The organism is Microbaculum marinisediminis, from assembly GCF_025397915.1.
Classification (GTDB): domain Bacteria; phylum Pseudomonadota; class Alphaproteobacteria; order Rhizobiales; family Tepidamorphaceae; genus Microbaculum; species Microbaculum marinisediminis.
The window spans coordinates 255,711-276,082 of sequence record NZ_JALIDZ010000006.1 but is presented as its reverse complement, the minus strand read 5'-3'; the positions used below and the strand labels follow the sequence as shown (position 1 = coordinate 276,082).

19 protein-coding genes are annotated in these 20,372 nt (G+C 65.6%); 6 read left to right on the top strand and 13 right to left on the bottom strand.

Annotated features, from left to right (window positions below; translation table 11 throughout):
- The first annotated feature begins 32 nt into the window (after positions 1-32).
- On the top strand, positions 33-1,484 hold the full coding sequence (locus MUB46_RS14995) for a sensor domain-containing diguanylate cyclase (protein WP_261616743.1): 1,452 nt from the start codon (positions 33-35) through the stop codon (positions 1,482-1,484).
- A gap of 89 nt (positions 1,485-1,573) precedes the next feature.
- Positions 1,574-1,999 (top strand): HIT family protein, encoded by a 426-nt coding sequence (locus MUB46_RS14990; RefSeq protein WP_261616742.1) that lies wholly within the window; start codon positions 1,574-1,576, stop codon positions 1,997-1,999.
- A gap of 110 nt (positions 2,000-2,109) precedes the next feature.
- Here the strand turns inward: MUB46_RS14990 and MUB46_RS14985 are convergent, their stop codons facing one another.
- The 6 genes from MUB46_RS14985 to MUB46_RS14960 form a co-directional block, all read right to left on the bottom strand.
- Positions 2,110-2,544, bottom strand: a complete 435-nt coding sequence (locus tag MUB46_RS14985; RefSeq protein ID WP_261616741.1) for an organic hydroperoxide resistance protein — start codon at positions 2,542-2,544, stop codon at positions 2,110-2,112.
- A 100-nt stretch (positions 2,545-2,644) separates the two neighbouring features.
- Positions 2,645-2,992, bottom strand: a complete 348-nt coding sequence (locus MUB46_RS14980; RefSeq protein ID WP_261616740.1) for an AzlD domain-containing protein — start codon at positions 2,990-2,992, stop codon at positions 2,645-2,647.
- A gap of 43 nt (positions 2,993-3,035) precedes the next feature.
- On the bottom strand, positions 3,036-3,749 hold the full coding sequence (locus MUB46_RS14975; RefSeq protein WP_261616739.1) for an AzlC family ABC transporter permease: 714 nt from the start codon (positions 3,747-3,749) through the stop codon (positions 3,036-3,038).
- A 30-nt stretch (positions 3,750-3,779) separates the two neighbouring features.
- Positions 3,780-6,221: an ATP-dependent Clp protease ATP-binding subunit ClpA gene (clpA, locus tag MUB46_RS14970; protein ID WP_261616738.1), complete on the bottom strand. Its 2,442-nt coding sequence runs from the start codon at positions 6,219-6,221 to the stop codon at positions 3,780-3,782.
- A gap of 9 nt (positions 6,222-6,230) precedes the next feature.
- The gene (gene clpS / locus MUB46_RS14965) at positions 6,231-6,569 is read right to left on the bottom strand and encodes an ATP-dependent Clp protease adapter ClpS (protein WP_261616838.1); all 339 of its coding nucleotides are present in this window, start codon (positions 6,567-6,569) and stop codon (positions 6,231-6,233) included.
- Between the two features lie 278 nt (positions 6,570-6,847).
- Complete coding sequence (locus MUB46_RS14960) at positions 6,848-7,180, bottom strand: phasin family protein (RefSeq protein WP_261616737.1); 333 nt, start codon at positions 7,178-7,180, stop codon at positions 6,848-6,850.
- A gap of 401 nt (positions 7,181-7,581) precedes the next feature.
- Between MUB46_RS14960 and MUB46_RS14955 the strand changes: the two genes are divergently transcribed.
- Positions 7,582-8,958, top strand: coding sequence for a D-alanyl-D-alanine carboxypeptidase (locus tag MUB46_RS14955; protein WP_261616736.1), 1,377 nt, complete (start codon positions 7,582-7,584; stop codon positions 8,956-8,958).
- A gap of 5 nt (positions 8,959-8,963) precedes the next feature.
- Here the strand turns inward: MUB46_RS14955 and MUB46_RS14950 are convergent, their stop codons facing one another.
- The 5 genes from MUB46_RS14950 to MUB46_RS14930 form a co-directional block, all read right to left on the bottom strand.
- Positions 8,964-9,680 carry a DnaJ domain-containing protein gene (locus MUB46_RS14950; RefSeq protein WP_261616735.1) on the bottom strand — a complete coding sequence of 239 codons (717 nt, stop codon included), beginning with the start codon at positions 9,678-9,680 and terminating at the stop codon, positions 8,964-8,966.
- Positions 9,681-9,692: 12 nt separating this feature from the next.
- On the bottom strand, positions 9,693-10,427 hold the full coding sequence (locus MUB46_RS14945) for a vWA domain-containing protein (protein ID WP_261616734.1): 735 nt from the start codon (positions 10,425-10,427) through the stop codon (positions 9,693-9,695).
- A gap of 101 nt (positions 10,428-10,528) precedes the next feature.
- A complete protein-coding gene (locus MUB46_RS14940) occupies positions 10,529-10,966 on the bottom strand; it encodes a DUF1489 family protein (RefSeq protein WP_261616733.1) in 438 nt (145 codons plus the stop codon).
- A 46-nt stretch (positions 10,967-11,012) separates the two neighbouring features.
- Entirely contained in the window at positions 11,013-11,759 is a 747-nt protein-coding gene (locus MUB46_RS14935; protein ID WP_261616732.1) for an HAD family hydrolase, read from the bottom strand.
- Between the two features lies 1 nt (position 11,760).
- On the bottom strand, positions 11,761-12,342 hold the full coding sequence (locus MUB46_RS14930; RefSeq protein WP_261616731.1) for a nitroreductase family protein: 582 nt from the start codon (positions 12,340-12,342) through the stop codon (positions 11,761-11,763).
- Positions 12,343-12,461: 119 nt separating this feature from the next.
- Here MUB46_RS14930 and MUB46_RS14925 point away from each other — a divergent pair, with 119 nt between their 5' ends.
- Both MUB46_RS14925 and MUB46_RS14920 read left to right on the top strand, forming a co-directional pair.
- Entirely contained in the window at positions 12,462-14,411 is a 1,950-nt protein-coding gene (locus MUB46_RS14925; RefSeq protein ID WP_261616730.1) for a VWA domain-containing protein, read from the top strand.
- 199 nt (positions 14,412-14,610) lie between these two features.
- Positions 14,611-15,633, top strand: coding sequence for a hypothetical protein (locus tag MUB46_RS14920; protein WP_261616729.1), 1,023 nt, complete (start codon positions 14,611-14,613; stop codon positions 15,631-15,633).
- A gap of 107 nt (positions 15,634-15,740) precedes the next feature.
- Here the strand turns inward: MUB46_RS14920 and MUB46_RS14915 are convergent, their stop codons facing one another.
- On the bottom strand, positions 15,741-17,711 hold the full coding sequence (locus MUB46_RS14915) for an ATP-binding protein (protein WP_261616728.1): 1,971 nt from the start codon (positions 17,709-17,711) through the stop codon (positions 15,741-15,743).
- Between the two features lie 60 nt (positions 17,712-17,771).
- On the bottom strand, positions 17,772-19,160 hold the full coding sequence (locus MUB46_RS14910) for an L-serine ammonia-lyase (RefSeq protein WP_261616727.1): 1,389 nt from the start codon (positions 19,158-19,160) through the stop codon (positions 17,772-17,774).
- A 228-nt stretch (positions 19,161-19,388) separates the two neighbouring features.
- On the opposite strand from MUB46_RS14910, the gene MUB46_RS14905 reads away from it, so the two are divergent.
- Positions 19,389-20,360 carry an NADPH:quinone reductase gene (locus MUB46_RS14905; RefSeq protein ID WP_261616726.1) on the top strand — a complete coding sequence of 324 codons (972 nt, stop codon included), beginning with the start codon at positions 19,389-19,391 and terminating at the stop codon, positions 20,358-20,360.
- Positions 20,361-20,372 lie beyond the last annotated feature (12 nt).

The window sequence follows — 20,372 nt, the reverse complement described above, 5'->3', positions numbered from 1 at the left end:
AAAATCGACTGCGACGCGCGACAAGGGGGCTCATGTCCATTTCATACCCAGAAAACGGGGACGCCGGGAAAATCCGACCTGCTTCCGGCGATCGCCCGGGATCGCGCCGCGCACTGCCGACCTGGACCGCCATCACGCGTAGGTTTCGCAGGTCGATCCGCGTTCGGTTCGTCTTCGCGCTGGCCTGCGCGCTCCTCGGCATTACCCTCACCGCGGCGGTCTGGAAGGCATCGCAGTACGCGCTTCTGTCGACATTCGAACACACGGTGCACGAGGTACGGACGGACATCACCCCCTCGCACAATATCGCCGTTTCGCTGCTGGAGGCCGAGCGGCTGGTAAGGCTCTACGAAAAAGATCAGAGCCCGGCGTTGGCGACGGAATTCGAGCTGGCCGCAGGCGCGATCGAATCGAACTTTCTGATGTTCGTCGGCCATCTGACGAACGTCGAAGAACATCAGGACGACATCGACGTCCATCTGATGGTCTCGGCCTACGACGCCTGGCAAGGCGCGCGTCAGGCGGCCAGCGGTCTCTTTGCACGCAATCCGGAGACGCCCGCGTTCTCCGCGTCGTTCCACGACACGACCACAGGCCTCGAAAGCGCCTACGCCGCGACCTCGGACTTCTATCGCCGGACGGTCAGCGAGATCGAGCGGCACCTCAGCAACGGTCAGGCCGTTTCCAGTTGGGCGGGCTATGTCATGATGTCGGCGATCCTGGCCGGCTATCTGATCCTGATCCTCACCAGCCTCTATGTCTGCCGATCCATCCTCCATCCGATCGAAAGCCTGCAGGAAGGCGCGCGCCGGCTGGGCAAGCGCGACTTCGCCCATCGCGTCCGGCTGCACAACAAGGCCGACGAGCTCGGTCAGCTCGGCCGCGCGTTCAACGTCGCCGCCGCCTCGCTGCAACGGCTATACCGGGAACTCGAACACCGCTCGACCCGCGACGGCCTCACCGGCGCGCTGAACCGGGCCGCCTTCACCGAGCGCCTGTCGGCGGACTGCGCGAGTTCCGACCGGCACGAGCGGCCGCTGTCGCTGCTGATGGTCGACATCGATTTCTTCAAACGGGTCAACGACATGCACGGCCACCAGACCGGTGACCGGATCCTGCAGGGCGTGGTGGACCTGATGGAAAACACCATCCGCCCGGGAGATGTGGTCGCGCGATATGGCGGCGAGGAGTTCGCCGTCATTCTTCCCGATACCGACGAGCGCGAAGCCGTGGCAACGGCCGACCGAATACGTCGCGCCGTCGAGCGGCAGCTCTTCGATTGCGGGGCCGCCGAGCCGATCACCGTCACCGTCAGCATCGGCTGCGCCTGTCGACAGCCGGACGCCATGCCGAGCGAGGACCTGATCGAATCCGCCGATGCCGCGCTCTACCAGGCCAAGAGAACCGGCCGAAACCGGGTCGTCAAGGCGCATCCCGGGACCGGCAAGCCGTCGCATCCGGTCGCACTCGTCTCGGTGGCGTAACACGGCGGCGGCACCGTTCGGCGGGTCGGCCTTGACCTGCCCCGGCGGCTCTGGCTTGTAACGGCGAGCCCGCAGAAAGGAAGACCGCCATGGCCGCCTACGACGACGACAACATCTTCGCCAAGATTCTCCGTGGCGAGATTCCGAGCTTCAAAGTCTACGAGGACGACCGCAGCTTCGCGTTCCTCGACATCATGCCGCGCTCGCGCGGCCATACGCTGGTCATCCCCAAGGTGAAGGCGACCGACCTCACCGACATCGGCCATGACGACCTCGCCAACCTGATGAGCGTCGTGCAGGCACTCTCACCGAAGATTAGGGACGCGCTCGGCGCAGAGGGTTTCATGATCCAGCAGTTCAATGGCGCCGCCGCGGGGCAGACGGTGTTTCACCTGCACATCCACATCATCCCGCGCTGGGAGGGCGAAAGCCTGAAGCCGCACGGCACGACGATGGCCGATAAGGACGAGCTGGCGGAAACAGCGAAAATCGTCGCCGCGGCGCTGGCTGACTGAAGAATCGCCCCCGAAAAATATTGGCCCGAAAAATATTGGCCCCGGATGTGGATCCGGGGCCATTGGGCGGTCGCGAAACGTGGGGACGTCGATGACGCCCCTCACGCTCGTCAGGCGCCGTCCACCTCGATCTCGACCGGTACGTTTCCGCGCGTCGCGTGCGAATAGGGGCAGATCTTCTCGTGCGCCTCGTTGGCGAGCGCCAGCAGCTCGTCCGTCGGCAGGCTGTCGTCCTTGACGTGCAGCTTCACCATCAAGCCGAAGCCGCCCGCATCGCGCGGACCGATCGTGACGGAGCAGGTGACCACGGCCGCCGTGGCGTCCTTCTTGTGCTGGGACGCGATGAAGTCGAGCGCCCCGCCGAAGCAGGCGGCGTAGCCCGCGGCGAACAGATGCTCCGGCGTCGTCGTATCCGGCTTGCCGGGACCGCCCATCTCCTTCGGCACGGAAAGATCGACCGATACCGATCCGTCGGCGGCCTCCGAATGGCCGTTACGGCCGCCGGTGGCACTCGCCGTCGCGGTGAAAAGCGGCTTGATGCTCATGAATATGCTCCGTTGTGATCGCGAGGTTCGATAAGGACGCCATATAGTGGCGTCGCGCACCCTGGCGAGGGACCGCCGTCTGTTTCTGCCGTTGCCGGCCTCACCCCGCCCCGAGCCAGATCAGCGCCAGCAGCGCCGCCTCGCCAGCGAGGATGCCGATCAGCATGTTGCGCCTGAACAGGGCGAAGACAATCACGCCGACGGCGACCGCGCCGAACCGGGCGACAGGGCTGGTGGCGGCGAGATCGCCGACGGGAAAGACGATCAGCCGCGCGACGAGTCCCGCGATCAGCGCCGTCGCAACCGCCTTCACCCAACGCAGGACAAGGCTGGTCTCGTCGATCCGAGCGGCCATGCCGACGCCGAGGAGGCGCCAGAAATCGGTTGCCGCGAAGCCGGCCACGGCAATGAAGACGTATGGCCACCAGCCCCCCGCGACCCCACTCATCTTGCCGCCCCGACCATCGGCACCCCGGCTGTCGGTACCCCGGTCATCGGCGCCATCCGCGCGTGAGCACGAAGGCCGCGGTGCCGCCGACCAGCCCGGTCCACAGCAGGTCCAGTCCCGGCATGTACCAGTAGAACACCGGGCCCAGGCAGAAGCCCGCGACGATGGCGATCCAATCGATCCGCTCGCGCGCCGCGGCCATCATCGACAGCAGAAAATAGAACGGCGTCAGCAGCAGGAGCGCGGCGGCGATGGCCACGGGCACGCCTCCGGCGATTTCGTAACCCAGCACGGTCGCGACGATACAGATCGGCCAGAGCGACGCGACAATGCCGAGGTAATAGGGAATGCGAAGGTGGCGCTCGATCTCCGGCAGCCGGCGCATAGACTCGATCCAGACAGTCACCGCCACGAAGTGCGACAGCGGGATCTGTTTCCAGGCGGACTGACCGGGCTGGCGGAGAACGGGAAGGATCGCGACCGTCATCGGCAGAAGCCGAACGGCCGTCAAGGTCACGGCGACGGTCGCGGTGGCGAGGCTCGCGCCCGTTGCGATCTGGTCGACGAGAACGACCTGCCCCGGCAGGGCGAAAACGGTGGCGGTGATGATCGTCGCCTGGAAGACATCGAGGCCCGCGGCGCGGGCGAAGGCGCCGAAACCGAAGAACGACGCGAACAGAACGATACCGGGAACGCCGATCGCCCTGCCCGCCCCCATTCGAAACGCCGCACGTCGACCGTTCGACGCCTCGCTCACCACAGATGTCCGGTCATGGCCGCCCGGCGGCTACTGGCTGGTCAGCGGGATCTTCGGCACGACAGTACCGCCGCGCTTTCCCGTGCCCGATCCCTCGCCGCCCGGATCGCCGCCGGTCTTGCCTCCGGACGGACCGGACTTCTTGGGTTTGGCGCTCTTCTTGCGCGCCTTCTTGGGCGGGCTGGGACGCGGCGCCGGCTCGATGAACTCGAAGCCCAGGCGCGGCTCGGCATCCTTCGGCGTCTCGACGATCACCTTCACCGTACCGCCGTTCTTCAACTTGCCGAACAGCACCTCTTCGGCGAGCGGCTTCTTGATGTATTCCTGGATGATGCGCGCGAGCGGCCGGGCGCCCATCTGCGGGTCGTAGCCGCGATCGGCGACCCACTTGTTCGCCTCCTGGCTCATCTCGATCGTGATGTTGCGATCGGCGAGCTGGGCCTCCAGCTGCAGGACGAACTTGTCGACCACCATCGCCACCACTTCCGGCGGCAGGTTGTCGAACGGGATGATCGCGTCGAGCCGGTTGCGGAACTCCGGCGCGAACATGCGATTGATCGCTTCCTCGTCGTCGCCTTCCCGCTTGGTGCGGCCGAAGCCCATCGGCGCCTTGGCCATGTCGGCGGCGCCAGCATTGGTCGTCATGATCAGGATGACGTTCCTGAAATCGACGTGCTTGCCGTTGTGATCGGTCAGCTTGCCGTGGTCCATCACCTGCAGAAGGATGTTGAACAGGTCCGGATGGGCCTTCTCGATCTCGTCGAGCAGCAGCACGCAATGGGGATGCTGGTCGACGCCGTCGGTCAAGAGGCCGCCCTGGTCGAAGCCGACATAGCCGGGCGGCGCGCCGATCAGGCGGGACACCGTGTGCCGCTCCATGTACTCGGACATGTCGAAGCGCAGCAGCTCGACGCCGAGCAACTGTGCGAGCTGCTTGGCGACCTCGGTCTTGCCGACGCCGGTGGGGCCGGAGAACAGGTAGCTGCCGATCGGCTTCTCGGGCTCGCGCAGGCCGGCGCGGGCGAGCTTGATCGCCGCCGACAGCGCCTCGATCGCCTTGTTCTGGCCGAACACGGTGCGCTTCAGGTTCCCGTCGATATGGGCGAGCACCTCGGAGTCCGTCTTCGACACGGTCTTCGGCGGAATGCGGGCCATGGTGGCGACCGTCGCCTCGACCTCCTTCACGCCGATCGTGCGGCGACGCTTGGATTCGGGCAGCAGCATCTGCGAGGCGCCGGTCTCGTCGATGACGTCGATCGCCTTGTCGGGCAGCTTGCGGTCATGGATGTAGCGCGCCGACAGCTCGACCGCCGACTTGATGGCGTCGTTGGTGTATTTGACGCCGTGGAAGTCCTCGAAATAGGGCTTGAGCCCCTTGAGGATCTTGATGGCGTCGGGAACCGTCGGCTCGGTGACGTCGATCTTCTGGAACCGGCGCACCAGGGCGCGGTCCTTCTCGAAGTACTGGCGGTACTCCTTGTAGGTGGTCGAGCCGATGCAGCGCAGCTGGCCGCTCTGCAACGCCGGCTTGAGCAGGTTCGAGGCGTCCATCGCGCCGCCGGACGTGGCGCCGGCGCCGATCACCGTGTGGATCTCGTCGATGAACATGATGGCGCCGGGATACTTCTCGATCTCCTTGACAACCGCCTTCAGCCGCTCCTCGAAGTCGCCGCGATAGCGGGTGCCGGCGAGCAGCGTGCCCATGTCGAGCTGGAAGATCGTCGCCTTCTTCAGGACCTCCGGCACGTCGCCGTTGACGATGTGGCGGGCGAGACCCTCGGCGATCGCCGTCTTGCCGACGCCGGGATCGCCGACGAACAGCGGGTTGTTCTTCTGGCGGCGGCACAGGACCTGGATCGTGCGCTGCAGCTCGGCCTCGCGGCCGATCAGCGGATCGATGCGGCCTTCCTTGGCCTTCTGGTTCAGGTTGACGCAGTAGGCCTCGAGCGCGTCGGACTTCTTCTTGTCGCCCTCCTCGCCCTCGCCGGCCTCGTCCTCGGCGCCGCGCACGGTGCGCGTCTCGGAGAATCCGGGCCGCTTGGCGATACCATGGCTGATGTAGTTGACCGCGTCGTAGCGGGTCATGTCCTGCTCCTGCAGGAAGAAGGCGGCGTGGCTCTCGCGCTCGGCGAAGATCGCGACCAGCACGTTGGCGCCGGTCACCTCCTCGCGGCCGGAGGACTGCACGTGGATGACGGCGCGCTGGATGACGCGCTGGAAGCCTGCGGTCGGCTTCGAATCCTCGCCGCTCTCGCTGATCAGGTTGTCGAGCTCGTTGTCGATGTAGTCGACGAGGCTCTGCCGCAACGCGTCGATATCGACGTTGCAGGCGCGCATCACGGCCGCCGCGTCCTGGTCGTCGACCAGCGCCAGCAGCAGATGCTCAAGCGTCGCGTATTCGTGGCGCCGCTCGTTGGCGATGGCGAGCGCGCGGTGCAGGGCCTGCTCTAGACTTCTCGAGAACGATGGCACGATGCGATCCTACTTCTTCTCCATGACGCACTGCAAAGGATGCTGATGCTTTCGGGCAAAGTCCATGACCTGTGTCACTTTGGTCTCCGCCACCTCGTACGTATATACGCCACATTCGCCCACGCCGTTGTGGTGCACGTGCAGCATGATGGTCGTCGCCTCTTCCGGGCCCTTGTGAAAGAACCGCTCCAGAACGTGGACGACGAACTCCATCGGCGTGTAGTCGTCATTCAGAAGCAGCACCCGGTACAGGCTCGGCCGCTTGGTCTTGGGCCGTGTCTTGGTGGCGGTGCCGGTCCCGCTTTCGTCACCGTTTTCGTCGTCCGTCCCACCGTCGCGCTTGGCCATACGGAGGGGCCAGTCGCGTTCGGCCAGAGATGGCGTGAAACCCTTCATTCCCGTGCGCTCTCCCGCAACTGTCAGCATCCCCTCGATCCGGGAAATCGCGTTAGGTGCCTTCGAATCCCATTGTAAAAGCTGCCGATGCGACAGGCTAGACGCTCGATGGTTAAGTTAGGAACCGCCGGCCGACGTTTCCAGAGGGGGCGCACAAAAGCAAAAGGCCCGACCAAACGGCCGGGCCCTACGCGCTGACTGAATACGCAGTGGTTTGCGTCGAGGACGCCTTACTTGGACGCCTTGGCGACCATGCCCTCGAAGGGCTTGTAGGCGTCTTTGGCCAGGTCGGCATAAAGCTCACCGACTTTCGTGGCCTGCGCGACGAAGCCTTCGTAGGTCGACTTCACGTAATCGGTCTGGATTTCCATGGCCTTGTCGATGGACTTCGCAGCCATCAGCTTCTCCATGGTGGCCGCGCTGTCCTCGAAGGACTTCTTCGAATAGTCGGCCATCTCGACGGCGAGCGACTGCATGCCTTTGGAGAACGAGCCGAAGCTCTTCATCGCATAGTCCATGTTGTCCTTGCCGAGTTTCTGAATGTCATCAAAACCGTTGATCATGGGCGGATCTCCTAGAACTTCGATACGACCTCACGGCCGGACTTGTCCGGCCCTTGTGCATTGCAATCACGATATATGCAGCGCAGCATATTTGTCAATATTTTTTTGCACTGCACAAAACAGGAAAGCCCCGGCCGCCGTAACGGTAACCGTCATGATCGATCTTGCTTTACGGTTTCCTAACTCGATCGTACATAGCTTAGCGGTCGACAAAGGCACCAACAGCAGGGACGGCCGCAGAATTGCTGCATTCGCACGGTGTAAACAGGTCGATTGCGTGGGCGTGGGGATTCCGCAATAGGTATCCGTCGTATGCGTCGGCCGACAGAAACCGGGCGACAGCGTCGCGTGGCAGCAAGCCTCGCGCGGAGAGGCCGGCTCAGCGGAATGGAGATCGATCGATGATCGGCGTACTCCGGCGTATCCGGACGACGTTCAAATTGTTCACATTGGGTATCGGCGTCGCGGCGGTCGCGACCGGTCTGCTTTCGGCGCAGCCGGCCAGCGCGGAAGAACGCTACGCGGCATTCGTCATCGATGCCTTGAACGGCAATGTGCTTTTCTCGCGCTACGCCGACAATCGGCGCTATCCCGCGTCGCTCACCAAGATCATGACGATCTACCTGATGCTCGAGGATGTCGAAGCCGGACGCATCCGCTTCGACACCCCGCTGAAGGTTTCCCAGAACGCCGCGAACCAGGCGCCGTCGAAGATCGGTGTCCGCCCCGGCGAGACGATCACCGTGGATCAGGCGATCCGCGCCCTGGTGACCAAATCCGCCAACGACGTCGCGGTCGTGGTGGCGGAAAATCTCGGCGGCACGGTTGCCGCCTTCGCCCTGCGCATGACGCGCACCGCCCACGCCATGGGCATGCGCAGCACCAATTTCCGCAATCCGCACGGCCTGCCGGACTCCGGCCAGTATACGACGGCGCGCGACATGGCGACGCTGGCGATCCAGACCCAGCGCCGCTTTCCGCAGTACTACAGCTATTTCCAGACGCGCTCCTTTACGTGGAAGGGGCGCACCTACGGCAATCACAACAAGCTGCTCGGCCGTGTTAAGGGCGTCGACGGCATGAAGACCGGCTATATCCGCGCCTCCGGCTTCAACCTCGTCTCCTCGATGCGCCGCGACGGCCGCCACATCATCGGCGTCGTCATGGGCGGCCGCACCGGTTCCAGCCGTGACGCGCACATGCGCGACATCCTCGAAAAGAACATCCGCCTTGCCTCGACGGGCGGATCGATCATGTTCGCCAACGCGCCGCTGCCGCGCTCGCGGCCCGACAATGCCTCGCTTCCAGTCACGGCGACCGCGATGCAGGCCGTTCCTGCCCCCAGAATGCTGGTGCCGTCGACCACGGTGCCCGGAACCCTCGTGACGGCCGGCATGGCGGGCAAGCCGATGCCGCTCAACGGCGACGCGATGGTCGCGCTGATCGAACAGCAGACCGCCGACCTGCCGCCCGTGGACCAGGGCGATACCAGCGCCGACGTTCCGGAGCTCGAGACCACCTCGATCGCCAATGCCGGCGGATGGGTGATCCAGATCGGCGCCTTCAACGACCGCGGTCTGGCGCTCGATACACTGGAAAGGGCCAAGACCAGCGCGCCGACTGCCCTGGCGTCGGCGAAGGCCTTCACGGAAACGATCGAGAAGAACGGCGAAACCCTGTGGCGCGCCCGCTTCGCCGGGTTCGACAGGATGGGAGCGGAAGGCGCCTGTTCGCAGCTCAAGCAGCGTTCGTTCGGCTGCTTCCCGGCCCGCAATTGACCGGGTCAGGAGCGGCGGCGATGTTTGCCAAGCAGAAACTCCTTGGCCTCGTTGATCTTCGCGGCAAGGTAGGTCGATCCGCCCCGGTCGGGATGGAGCTTCATCATGAGCTCCTTGTGCGCACGCCGGATCTCGGCCTCGTCGGCCCCCGGCTCAACGCCCAGAACCTGATAGGCCTCCTCCGCCGTCATTGGCCCAGTGTGTCGCGGGCCGCCCGCCCCCGTTGCCGCGTCAGCCTCTCCGTCTTCACTCCATCCGGGCGCCCGGCGGTCCAGATACGCTTCGAGTAGCTGCCGGCTCTCCGTGTCGTCGAGCTCGGACAGCATGTCCAGCAGGCTGTCGACCTCAAGCGATTCCAGCGAACGCCCGGCGTACTGCCCGCGCAGCACGGTTCCCTCCATACGCCCGCTGTCGTGATCGAGTCTCATCTCGAGCCAGGGCGAGCGTACGGTCGAGGTCTGGCCCGCCGATCGGTTCGAACGCGACCCAAGCCCGGCGAACGGGTTGCGGCCGAACCCGAACAGCGAGAACCCGACGATCGCCAGCGGCGCGGCAAGCTGCCAGCGTCCGATCAGCGCCAGACCGACCGCGCCGAGAAGCAAGGCGCCGCCCACGCCCTTGCGCAGACTCGCCGCAAGCGTCGCGGGATTGGCCTTGGTGAAGGCGTTCGCCGCGATCACCAGAAGAATCAGTCCGATCAGACCAAGCAGAAACGGCCCCATACCCAGCTCGCCTCACCGCATCTGTTGGAGCAGCAGCCGGGCCTGGCCGCCACCCTTCCGGCCGTAATCGACCAGCGCCGCCCGGCCACCGGCCGCATAGACGGCGACCGCCGCCAGCAGCTCGCGCAGGTGCTGGGCCGATCCCGTGTCGAAACGGCAATAGGCACCGTTGGTCAAACGGGCGATCTCGCGGAACGCCTTCTCGGCGATCGCATCGCGGCCCTCGTGGAACATGAAGGCCCGCGTGCCGGTCATGCCGATCTCGCCGGCCACGGCGCACAGGTCGTCGATGGATTCCTCCATGCAATCGCCGATGTAGACGAGTGCCTGCACGGGCTTCTTGCGGGACTCGTTGCGCACGTGCGCCAGGGCCCGGCGGATCTGTGTGTGCCCGCCGCGGCAATCGATCCGCGTCATCAGGTCGGCGAGCGCCTTGGGATCGCTGACCCAGCGGCTCGCCCGGCACTCGTTGAAGCCGCGGAAATAGAGAAGCTGCACGTCCAGACCGCCGATCTGGGCCGTCTCGTTGAACATTTCCGCCTGGAGCTGGCAGGCGCTGTCCCAGGTCGGCTGCCGGCTCATGGTGGCGTCCAGCGCGAAGATGAGTCGACCGCGCGCGCCGCCGGTGTTGGCGGGCGTCATCGTGTGCGCCTGCTTCAGAAACGCGTCGATCTCGGAGCGCGAGCTCGCCTCCTCGATCTTGCCGCCTTCCTGGCGGGTTACAGGGGCTTTCCGCTCCCCCGACATGGCTCTTCGCTGCCTCCCGAGGCAATCGTTTCTCTATCCTAGTAAGATTGGCGCGTTGCGACGAAATCGCAACCGAGGCCTGCGCGCCGCCTCGGCAAGGCCTAAAGCAGGCCCAGTTCGACAAGCTCCCGGCGCATGGCGGCCGGCATATCGGCAATGCCGCTCGTCTTGTCTCCCAGATCCGGCGGCGCGTCCTTGGCGTCAAGATAGCGCCAGCCCTGGAAAGCGCCACGCGGGCGCGGCTCGACCAGCCGCACATCGGGATCGAGAACGATGCCACAGCGGGCTACGCCGTCCTCCCCCGTCACCGGGCGCAGCTCCAGAATGCGCTGACGGCACTGGATGATGCCCTTGATCACCCAGTACAGCGACCCGCCGTCGAGGATATCGTCCTGCCGCTTCGGCGTCATGCGGGTGACATGGACCTGCTCGGCCGGAACGCCACGTCTCTGCTTGTCGGCGAGACGTTCGGCGATCCAGCCTGTCAGGTCCTCGACGGAGTCCGCGCCGACGCAGAGCTTGATCAGGTTGACGGTCATGCCACCGAAACTAGTCCGTTCCCCGGAAACCGCAAATCCGCCGGTCTCACTCTTTCGCGGCTGTGGACGAAGCCGGCCGGCCGTTCGTCTGCTCCAGCCAGGCCACCAGCTCGGACACGCCTTCGAGTATGACGTCGGCATGCGGCTCGAGATGGGCCCTGTCGCTGGTGCCCGTCAGCACACCGACGGCCCAGCCTGCGCCGGCCGCACGCGCCATATCCAGGTCATGCGTATTGTCACCGACGACGGCGACCTCGCCCGGATGCAGCCCGGCGGCATCGCAAAAGGCATGGACCATGTCCGCCTCCGGTTTCGGCCGGGCGACACTGTCGTATCCGATCAGGTGGTCGATGCGGCCGGTCAGCCCCAGTTTGTCGATGAAGGCCGCCAGAGCGACGGTGGAATCGTTGGTGGCGATCCCGACTTCCAGCCCGCGCGCGCGCAGATCGCGGATCAATCCGTGAAGATCCAGCAGCGGCACCACGTTTTCAGGTCCCTTCACGGCGCAGATCGCGTCGATCCGCGTCGCCAGTTCGCGCGCCTCTTCCGCGTCCGCGGACGGCCACCACAACCGGACGAGATCGCGCGTCGAGCCCGCGGCCCAGATCGAGCCCGCCCTCAGGCGCCCGGTCTCGCGGTCGAGGCCGGCGGCTTCGACCAGGTCCTCTGGATCGCCCGACGGGGAGAGTTCGACCGCGAGGTGGCGGATCACCGGCGCCCAGGTGGCATCGCAGTCGATCAGCGTACCGTCCTTGTCGAGCAATACGCCGCGAATCCGGCGTCGCGGCCTCATGTCAGCCTCGCCACTCTGTGACGATCTTGGACAGATCGGGCCGGTCGCGCTCGCTCGGCGGCTCCGCCGGCGTACCGATATAGACGAATCCGGCGATCCGCTCGTTGGCTTCCACCGCGAGCAACGTCGCCACGTCGGCATCGAACGCGGGCCAACCTGTCAGCCACTGGCCGGCATAGCCGCTGGCATGGGCGGCATGAAGCAGGTTCATGCACGCGGCCCCGGCCGACAGCTCCTGCTCCCAGGCGGGTACCTTGGGGTGCTCACTCGTGCGCGAGATCACCGCCACCACGAGCGGTCCGCCCTCCTTCTTGCCGCGCTCGACAGCCTCGGCCTCGGCGGACGCGTCGGGATGATTGGCGCGCCAGATCGCCATCAATCGGTCGACGAACACGGACCGCGCCTCCCCCGCGATCACGACGAAGCGCCACGGCGCCAGCTTGCCGTGGTCTGGCACGCGGGCCGCAATCGTCAGGATCCGGTCCAGTTCGGGTTTCGACGGCGCGGGCTCGACCAGTTTCGCCGACGGGATCGACCGGCGGGTCGACAGATATGTCATCAAGTCGGTATTGGGCTTGTTCATAACCGTGGAGTGGCTCTTCTTCTGGAGCCCGGCGCAAGGTATCGTCGCGTCATCCTGCACCGGTACTCTTTCGACAGGTTGCGGTTTTTTAGCGTGGTCAGATCGGGATTTCCAAAGCAATGTTCAAACGAATCGTCGCATTTTCGTTGTTTCTTTTCACCGCTCTCGTTTTTCTTCCCTCCGCCCAAGCCCAACAGCGCAACGTGATGCTGGTGCTCGACGCCTCCAACAGCATGTGGGGGCAGATCGACGGCAAGAACAAGATCGTCATCGCCCGCGACGTGGTGCGCGACGTGCTCGGCGACATTCCCGCTGACATGAGCCTGGGCGTGATCGCCTACGGCCACCGCTCGGAAGGCGATTGCGGCGACATCGAAACCGTGATCCCGGTCGGGCCGGTCGATCGCCAGCGCTACATGTCGGTGATCGACGCGATCAAGCCGAAGGGCAAGACGCCGCTGACGGAGGCCGTGCGGCGCGCGGCGGAGGAACTGCGCTACAGCGACGTGCCGTCGACGGTGATCCTGGTCTCCGACGGCATCGAGACCTGCAATGCCGACCCTTGCCGACTCGCCGCCGACCTTGAAGCCGCCGGAGTCGACTTCACCGTCCACGTCGTTGGCTTCGACGTGAGCGCCGAGGAAGCCGCCAGCTTCTCCTGCCTTGCCGATCGTACCGGCGGTCAGTTCTTCCAGGCGCGCAACGCCGGCGAACTGACCGACGCGCTCGACACCGCGGTGCGCGAGGTTGCCGCCACCGAACCGGAACCGGCTCCCGAACCGGCCCCGGAACCGGCGCAGACCGGTCCGAATCTCAAGCTTTCCGCGGTTCCCACCGAAGGCGCAGAGGTGCTGTCGTCCGGACCGTACTGGGTGATCTACGAGGCGGATGCCGACCAGAACGGCAAGCGCAAGGAAGTGAAGCGCAGCGGCAGCCCGGTGGCGACGCTCGAGGTTGCGCCCGGCAGGTATTGGGTCGAGGTCTCCTACAAGCAGGCCAAGCAGGCCCGCGAGATCGAGGTGCCCGAAGGGGCCGTTGCAGACGAGGTATTCGTCCTCGGCGCCGGTCGCCTGACCGCCGTCGCGGTACCGGCGGAAGGCGCCGAGCCGCTGGAAGATGCCTACTGGACCCTCTATGGCAGCGAAAAGGACATGCAGGGCAAACGCCAGGAGATCGCCCGCTCCGGCAGCGCCAAGGGCGATTTCTTCGTACCCGCCGGTACTTACTGGCTGGAAGGAAAGTACAAGAGCGCCAGCGGCGGCAAGGAGGTCACCGTCGCGGCCGGCAAGCTCACCGAGGAGACCCTCGTCCTGGGCGCCGGCATCCTGGTGATCTCGGCGACCGCCACTGAAGGCGGCGAGCCGCTCGACGACATGCACTTCACCGTCTACGAGGCGGCCGCCGACCTGTCGGGCAAACGCAAGGACGTGACTCGGTCTGGCCGAGACGTCGCGGAATTCGGCCTGCCGGCCGGAAAATACCTGGTGGTGGCTCGTTCCGGCCAGGCGGAGGTGTCGACCGAGGTCGAGGTCGTAGCCAACCAGCGTACCGAGCGCACGATCGTGATGGAGGTCGGCGCGCTGAAACTGTCCACCCAGGTCGCGGGCCTGTCCGGTGCCATTCCGGACGTCGGATTCCGCTACGAAATCGAATCGGGTTCCCAGGACATGTCCGGAAAGCGCAAGAAGATCACGGCAACGGCCAGGCAGGAGCCGGTCCTTCGTCTTCCCGCCGGCAGCTATCGCGTCATCGCCCGGCTCGGGAGCCAAAACGTCATTGCCGAGGCAGATGTCAGCGTTCCGGCCGGCCAGCTTTCGGAAATCACGATCGAACAGCAGGCCGGCTTCGTCCGGTTCGCCGTGGACGGCGACCCCGAGGAGCGGATTCGCTGGGAAATCAACGATGCGGCCGGCAAGCAGATCGGTGCGACAACGCGCCAAGATGTCAGCTACGTACTGGCGCCGGGCGACTATGAAGCCCGCCTGATCGTCGGCGACAAGACCGCCACGCGGGCCTTCACGGTCGCCAGTGGACAGACCCTCGAAATCGGGATGGCGCCGGCGCAGTAACGATTTTCCCGGGTAGGGCTTGGCACCGCACGCCTTTTCGGTGCCATATTCGCGGCCCGTATTAGCGCCGTTCGCGTACAGAAGATCCGGCCGGCCCCTACCGGCCGGATTTTCGGCGCGGCGAACTGCGTGGGTAACCTACCTGGACCAAAGCAGCCGGATGCGCTTGAGACTCCGCCAATTGCACCTTCGAACCTTGATGAAAACTGCCGTTTTCGCGGTGTTATCGGTCGGGTTGATCGCAGGCAGCACAGCGGCGGAGAACTCGGCGGTCGTGCCTTCCGATCCGATCCTGGTCGCGCAGAACACAATTCCGATTCCCCGTGAACGACCGCTGATGGTCGAGCCGCCCAGGGCCGCCCCCATGGGCGAAAGCCCGGGTGCGCCGCTCGACCTGCTGCAGGGGCTCAACATCGACCCGGACAGCGCGTTCGGCGATGCGGCCGCCGACCTCGTCCGACCGGATCGGCAGATGCGGCTCGCCGCGCGTCTTTCCGAGGAAGGCGACATGCTCGTCGACGGCCTGGCGTGGCGGATCTACCGGGCGCAACCGGGAGTCGACGGGTCGTTCGAGCTGGTCGAGGAGAGCGACGCCTCCGCTCCGATCTTCACGCTGCCGGCTGACGACTACATCGTTCACGTCTCCTATGGTCTTGCCAACACCGCCAGCCGGGTATCGTTGCGCGAGGGCCCGGCCGAACAGACGCTCGACCTGAATGCCGGCGGTATGCGGCTGGCGGCGATCGGCGTCCTGGACGAGCCGATCCCATCCAAGCAGATCTCGGTATCGGTCTATTCGTCCGAGCAGGACGAGTACGGACAGCGGAAGCTTCTGGTGGAACAGGCCGAGCCCGGCAAGGTCATCCGCCTGAACGCCGGCAGCTATCACGTGGTCAGCCGCTTCGGCGACAGCAATTCGGTGATGCGTGCCGACATCCTGGTGAAGCCGGGGCAGCTAACCGACGCGACGATCAAGCATCGGGCCGCCGCCATCACGCTGAAGCTCGTCAACGAAGCCGGCGGGGAGGCCCTGGCCAACACCGCCTGGAGCATTCTCTCGCCGGGCGGCGACGTGGTGAAGGAGAGCTACGGCGCCTTCCCAACCCATGTACTGGCGGCCGGGGAATATTCCGTCGTCGCCCGCCACGACGAGAAGCTCTACAGCCGCGATTTCGTCGTGGAAGCCGGTCGCGACGCCGAAGTCGAGATCATCGCGCAATAGCGACACGCGTTTGCGCGGCCAGCCCGCGAGACAGACGACCGGCCCGCCGAAACCGTGAGCGCCGGTTCTCTACGGCGGCGCGGTGCCGGCTCCTCACTCTTCGGGCCTCACTCCTCGGCGTGAACGACGATCAGTTTCTGCCCTTCGCCGACCTGGTCGCCGGCACCGGCGGCGACTTCGGAGACCGTGCCGGCGCGCCCCGCGGTCAGGGTGTGTTCCATCTTCATCGCCTCGATGACGGCGAGCTTCTGGCCGCGCTCGACGGCCTGGCCTTCCTCGACATGAACGGAGACCACCTTGCCGTGCATCGGCGCCTTGATGACGGCGTCGCCATCGGCGGCGTCCAGATCGACCGAGAACGGGTCGCGTGCGGCGACGAGAAACTGACGACCATCGACGAGAACGTAGATGCCGTCCGGGGCGTCGATCAAATCGGCTTCGATCTCCTCTTCCCCATCGTCCGGGTGCGAGACGCGGATGGCCGGTTCGCCATCCACCCATTCGACAGGAACGGTGTCCTGCGCTCCGTCGACGACCAGCGGCTCGGCCGTCATTCGGCCCGCGCCGAGCTGAAAGCCGTCGGCGACGCTCCATGGGCTGTAGATCTCGTTCGAACGATTGAGCCGCTCCATCTCGACGCGCTCCTGCTCGCGATCGACGAGCCGCAGCGTGCCGAGCGCAATTGCCGCCTCTCTCACTCCCGGCGCGGCCGAGACGAGCGTATCGAGCTTGCGGTCGATCAGGCCGGTATCGAAGCGAACCGCGCGAAAGTCCGGATCGTCCACCAGACGCCGAAGGAAGCCGAGATTGGTGCGCGGGCCGGCGACCATGCTCGCATCCAGGCTCTGCGACAGCAGATCGAGAGCCTCGTCGCGGGTTTCGCCGTGGGCGATCACCTTGGCGATCATCGGATCGTAGAACGGGCTGACGTCATCGCCTTCGCTGACGCCGGTGTCGATGCGGATGCCCTCCCCCTCGAACAGCGACAGGACATGCAGATGGCCGGTCGAAGGCAGGAACCCGTTGTCCGGGTCCTCGGCGTAAAGCCGCGCCTCCACTGCATGGCCGTTGATCGTTATTTCCTCCTGGGCGAGCGGCAGCGGCTCGCCCGAGGCGACGCGGATCTGCCATTCGACCAGATCCTGTCCGGTGATCTCCTCGGTCACCGGATGCTCCACCTGCAGGCGGGTATTCATCTCCATGAAGTAGAAGGGCGTCTCGTCCGACAATGGCTTCGAGCCATCGACGATGAACTCGATCGTGCCAGCGCCCTGATAGCCGACGGCAAGCGCCGCCTTGACCGCCGCCTGCCCCATCCTGGCGCGGAGGCCTTCGGTCATGCCGGGCGCCGGCGCCTCCTCGATCACTTTCTGATGACGGCGCTGCAGCGAGCAGTCGCGTTCGAACAGGTGCACGGCGTTGCCATGGCTGTCGCCGAAGACCTGCATCTCGATATGGCGCGGCTGGGAGACGAACTTCTCTATCAGGACCCGGTCGTCACCAAACGCCGCCTTGGCTTCACGTTTGGCGCCGGCCAGCGCGTCGTCGAATTCGATCGCCTTGTCGACGCGCCGCATCCCCTTGCCACCGCCGCCGGCGACCGCCTTGATCAGCACCGGATAGCCGATCTCGTAGGCTTTCTCGTGCAGGAACTCCGGCTCCTGACGCGCACCGTGAAATCCCGGCACCACCGGTACCCCGGCCTTGTCCATCAACGCCTTCGCTTCGTCCTTCAGCCCCATCGCCTTGATCGCCGATGCCGGCGGGCCGACGAATACGATGCCGTTGGCGGCGCACGCCTCGGCAAACGCGGCGTTCTCCGACAGGAAGCCATAACCCGGATGGATTGCGTCCGCCCCCGCCTCCCGGGCCGCGGCGATGATGCGCTCGGCGACCAGATAGCTCTCGTTGACCGCCGCCGGGCCGATCGGCACGGCGATATCCGCCATACTCGCATGCATGGCATTGGCATCGGCGTCCGAGTAGACGGCAACCGTCGTGAGCCCCATGCGGCGGGCCGTACTGATGATACGGCAGGCGATCTCGCCACGGTTGGCGATGAGGAGCGTCTTAATCATGCTGAACGTTATCTCATCCCTGAGGTAGGCGGGCAATCGGGACAGGCGCGGGTGCGGACTTCAGCACTCGACGATGCTGACGGCCAGGCCGCCTTTGCTCGTCTCCTTGTACTTCTCGCTCATGTCTAGACCGGTTTGGCGCATCGTCTCGATGCAACTGTCGAGCGGCACGAAATGGCTGCCGTCGCCACGCAGCGCCAGAGACGCCGCGGTCACCGCCTTCACGGCCCCCAGTGCGTTGCGCTCGATGCAGGGCACCTGGACGAGACCACCGACGGGGTCGCAGGTCATCCCCAGATGGTGCTCGAGCGCAATCTCGGCGGCGTTCTCGATCTGCTCGTTGGTACCACCAAGGGCCGCCGCCAGCCCCGCCGCGGCCATGGCCGAAGCCGAGCCGACCTCGCCCTGGCAGCCGACCTCGGCGCCCGAAATCGACGCGTTGTGCTTGATGATGCCACCAATCGCGGCGGCGGCCAGCAGGAAGGTGCGCACGCCTTCGGCCTTCGCCTCGGGGCAATGATCGAGATAGTAGCGGATCACCGCGGGCAGGACGCCGGCGGCGCCGTTGGTCGGCGCCGTCACGACACGGCCGCCGGCGGCATTCTCCTCGTTGACGGCCATCGCATAGACGGACAGCCAGTCCATCACCGTGTGCTCGAAGGGGCGGTTATGTCCCGCCTCGCCCTCCAGCTTGGCATGGATGTCGGCGGCGCGACGCTTGACCCGCAGGCCGCCCGGCAATTGCCCGCCGGAACCGAGGCCGCGGGTCATGCAACCGAGCATTGCCGACCAGATGCGATCGAGGCCGGCGTCGAGGTCGGCGCCGGATCCACGCGAAAGTTCGTTGGCGCGCTTCATCTCCGCGATCGACAACTCGGCGTCGCGACCCATCGCCAGCATCTCGCCGGCGGTGGAGAAAGGATACGGCACCTTCGCCTCATGGGTGAGCGGGCTTTCGTCCTCGCCCACCTCGTCGAGCTCGGCCGCTGTTTTCACGAAGCCACCACCGATCGAATAGTAGGTTTCCTCGACCAGCACCGTGCCGTCCTCGGCATAGGCGAAGACCTTCATGCCGTTCGAATGGGCGGGAAGCGGATCGCCGTAGTCGAATACGATGTCGTGCTGCGGATCGAAGGACATCGATGGCAATCCAGGCGGGGCAATGCGCTTCGCCCGGGCCACTTCGTCGAGCAGGCCGTCGACGGCGTCCGGATCGACCCGATCCGGTTTCTCCCCGATCAGGCCCAGCACGACGGCGCGGTCGGTACCGTGCCCCTTGCCGGTGAAGGCAAGCGATCCGTGCAGCGAGACCGAGATCCGCGCGACATCGTCGGCACCGCGCTTGCCCAGAAGCGACAGGAAGCGCGCTGCCGCGACCATCGGGCCGACCGTGTGCGAGCTCGACGGACCTATTCCGATCTTGAACAGTTCGAATACGGAGAGGAACATCACCCTTCTCTTTGACCGGGCATGCCATGCGGCGTTGTTCGTGCACCCCACGACCGCCACTGACCTTATGGGGCGTTGTTATGCGCTGAACTTGTCCGCCCATGCAATGCCGGGCACCGGTCGGTCGTCCACCCAATTGGCGGTCGTGCCAGTGCAGCCTACATCCTCGCGGGTCGAGCTGCTAAGTGTCGGCAAACGCGCGGGTAAACAGCGAAACGGGGAAACGCCATGAAAGCCGCCTATTACGAGGAGAACGGCGCCGCAGCCGATGTGCTGAGGATCGGCGAGGTCGAGACGCCGGAGCCGGGTCCCGGCGAGGTGCGCGTGAAAATCGCGGCCTCCGGGGTCAATCCGTCCGACGTCAAGTCGCGCGCCGGCACAGCCCGCAAGATAGCCTTTGACCGAGTCATCCCGCATTCCGACGGCGCCGGAACGATCGACATGGTCGGCGACGGTGTGTCGCCGTCGCGGCTTGGCGAGCGCGTCTGGATCTGGAACGGCCAGTGGAAACGGCCGTTCGGCACCGCGGCCGAATACATCGTTCTGCCGGAAGTCATGGCGGTTCGGCTGCCGGACGATACGGGCTTCGAGGTCGGCGCCTGCCTCGGCATTCCGGCGATGACGGCGGTTCACGCCATCTCGCTGGCCAGCGCCTCGCCGCAAACCACGATCCTGGTTTCCGGTGGCGCCGGTGCGGTCGCGAACTACGTGATCCAGTTCGCCAAGGCGCGCGGCGCGCGGGTGCTGACGACGGTCTCGTCGGCGCAGAAGGCGGCGATGGCGAAAGAGGCCGGCGCCGACGAGACGATCGATTACACGCGCGAAGACGTCGGGACACGCGTGATGGACCTGACGATGCAGATGGGCGTCGACAGCATCATCGAGATGGACCTGACCGCCAATGCCGGGCTGATCCCAAAGGCTATCAAGCCGAAGGGACAGGTGGTGATCTACGGCACCGGTCCGGACGCGACCATTCCCGCAGCCTTCTGCCTGGTGAACACGATCCGGCTGCAGTTCTTCCTCGTCTATGAACTCGACGAGGCGGAGCGGCAGGAAGCCGTCGACGAGATCAACGCCAGGCTCGCGGCCGGCACGCTCGTGCATCACCTGGGACCGGAGTTCGGCCTCGACGACATCGTCACGGCGCACGAGGCGATGGAAGCGGCGAAGATCGGCAAGATCGTCGTGCGGCCCTGAGGCACTTACGAC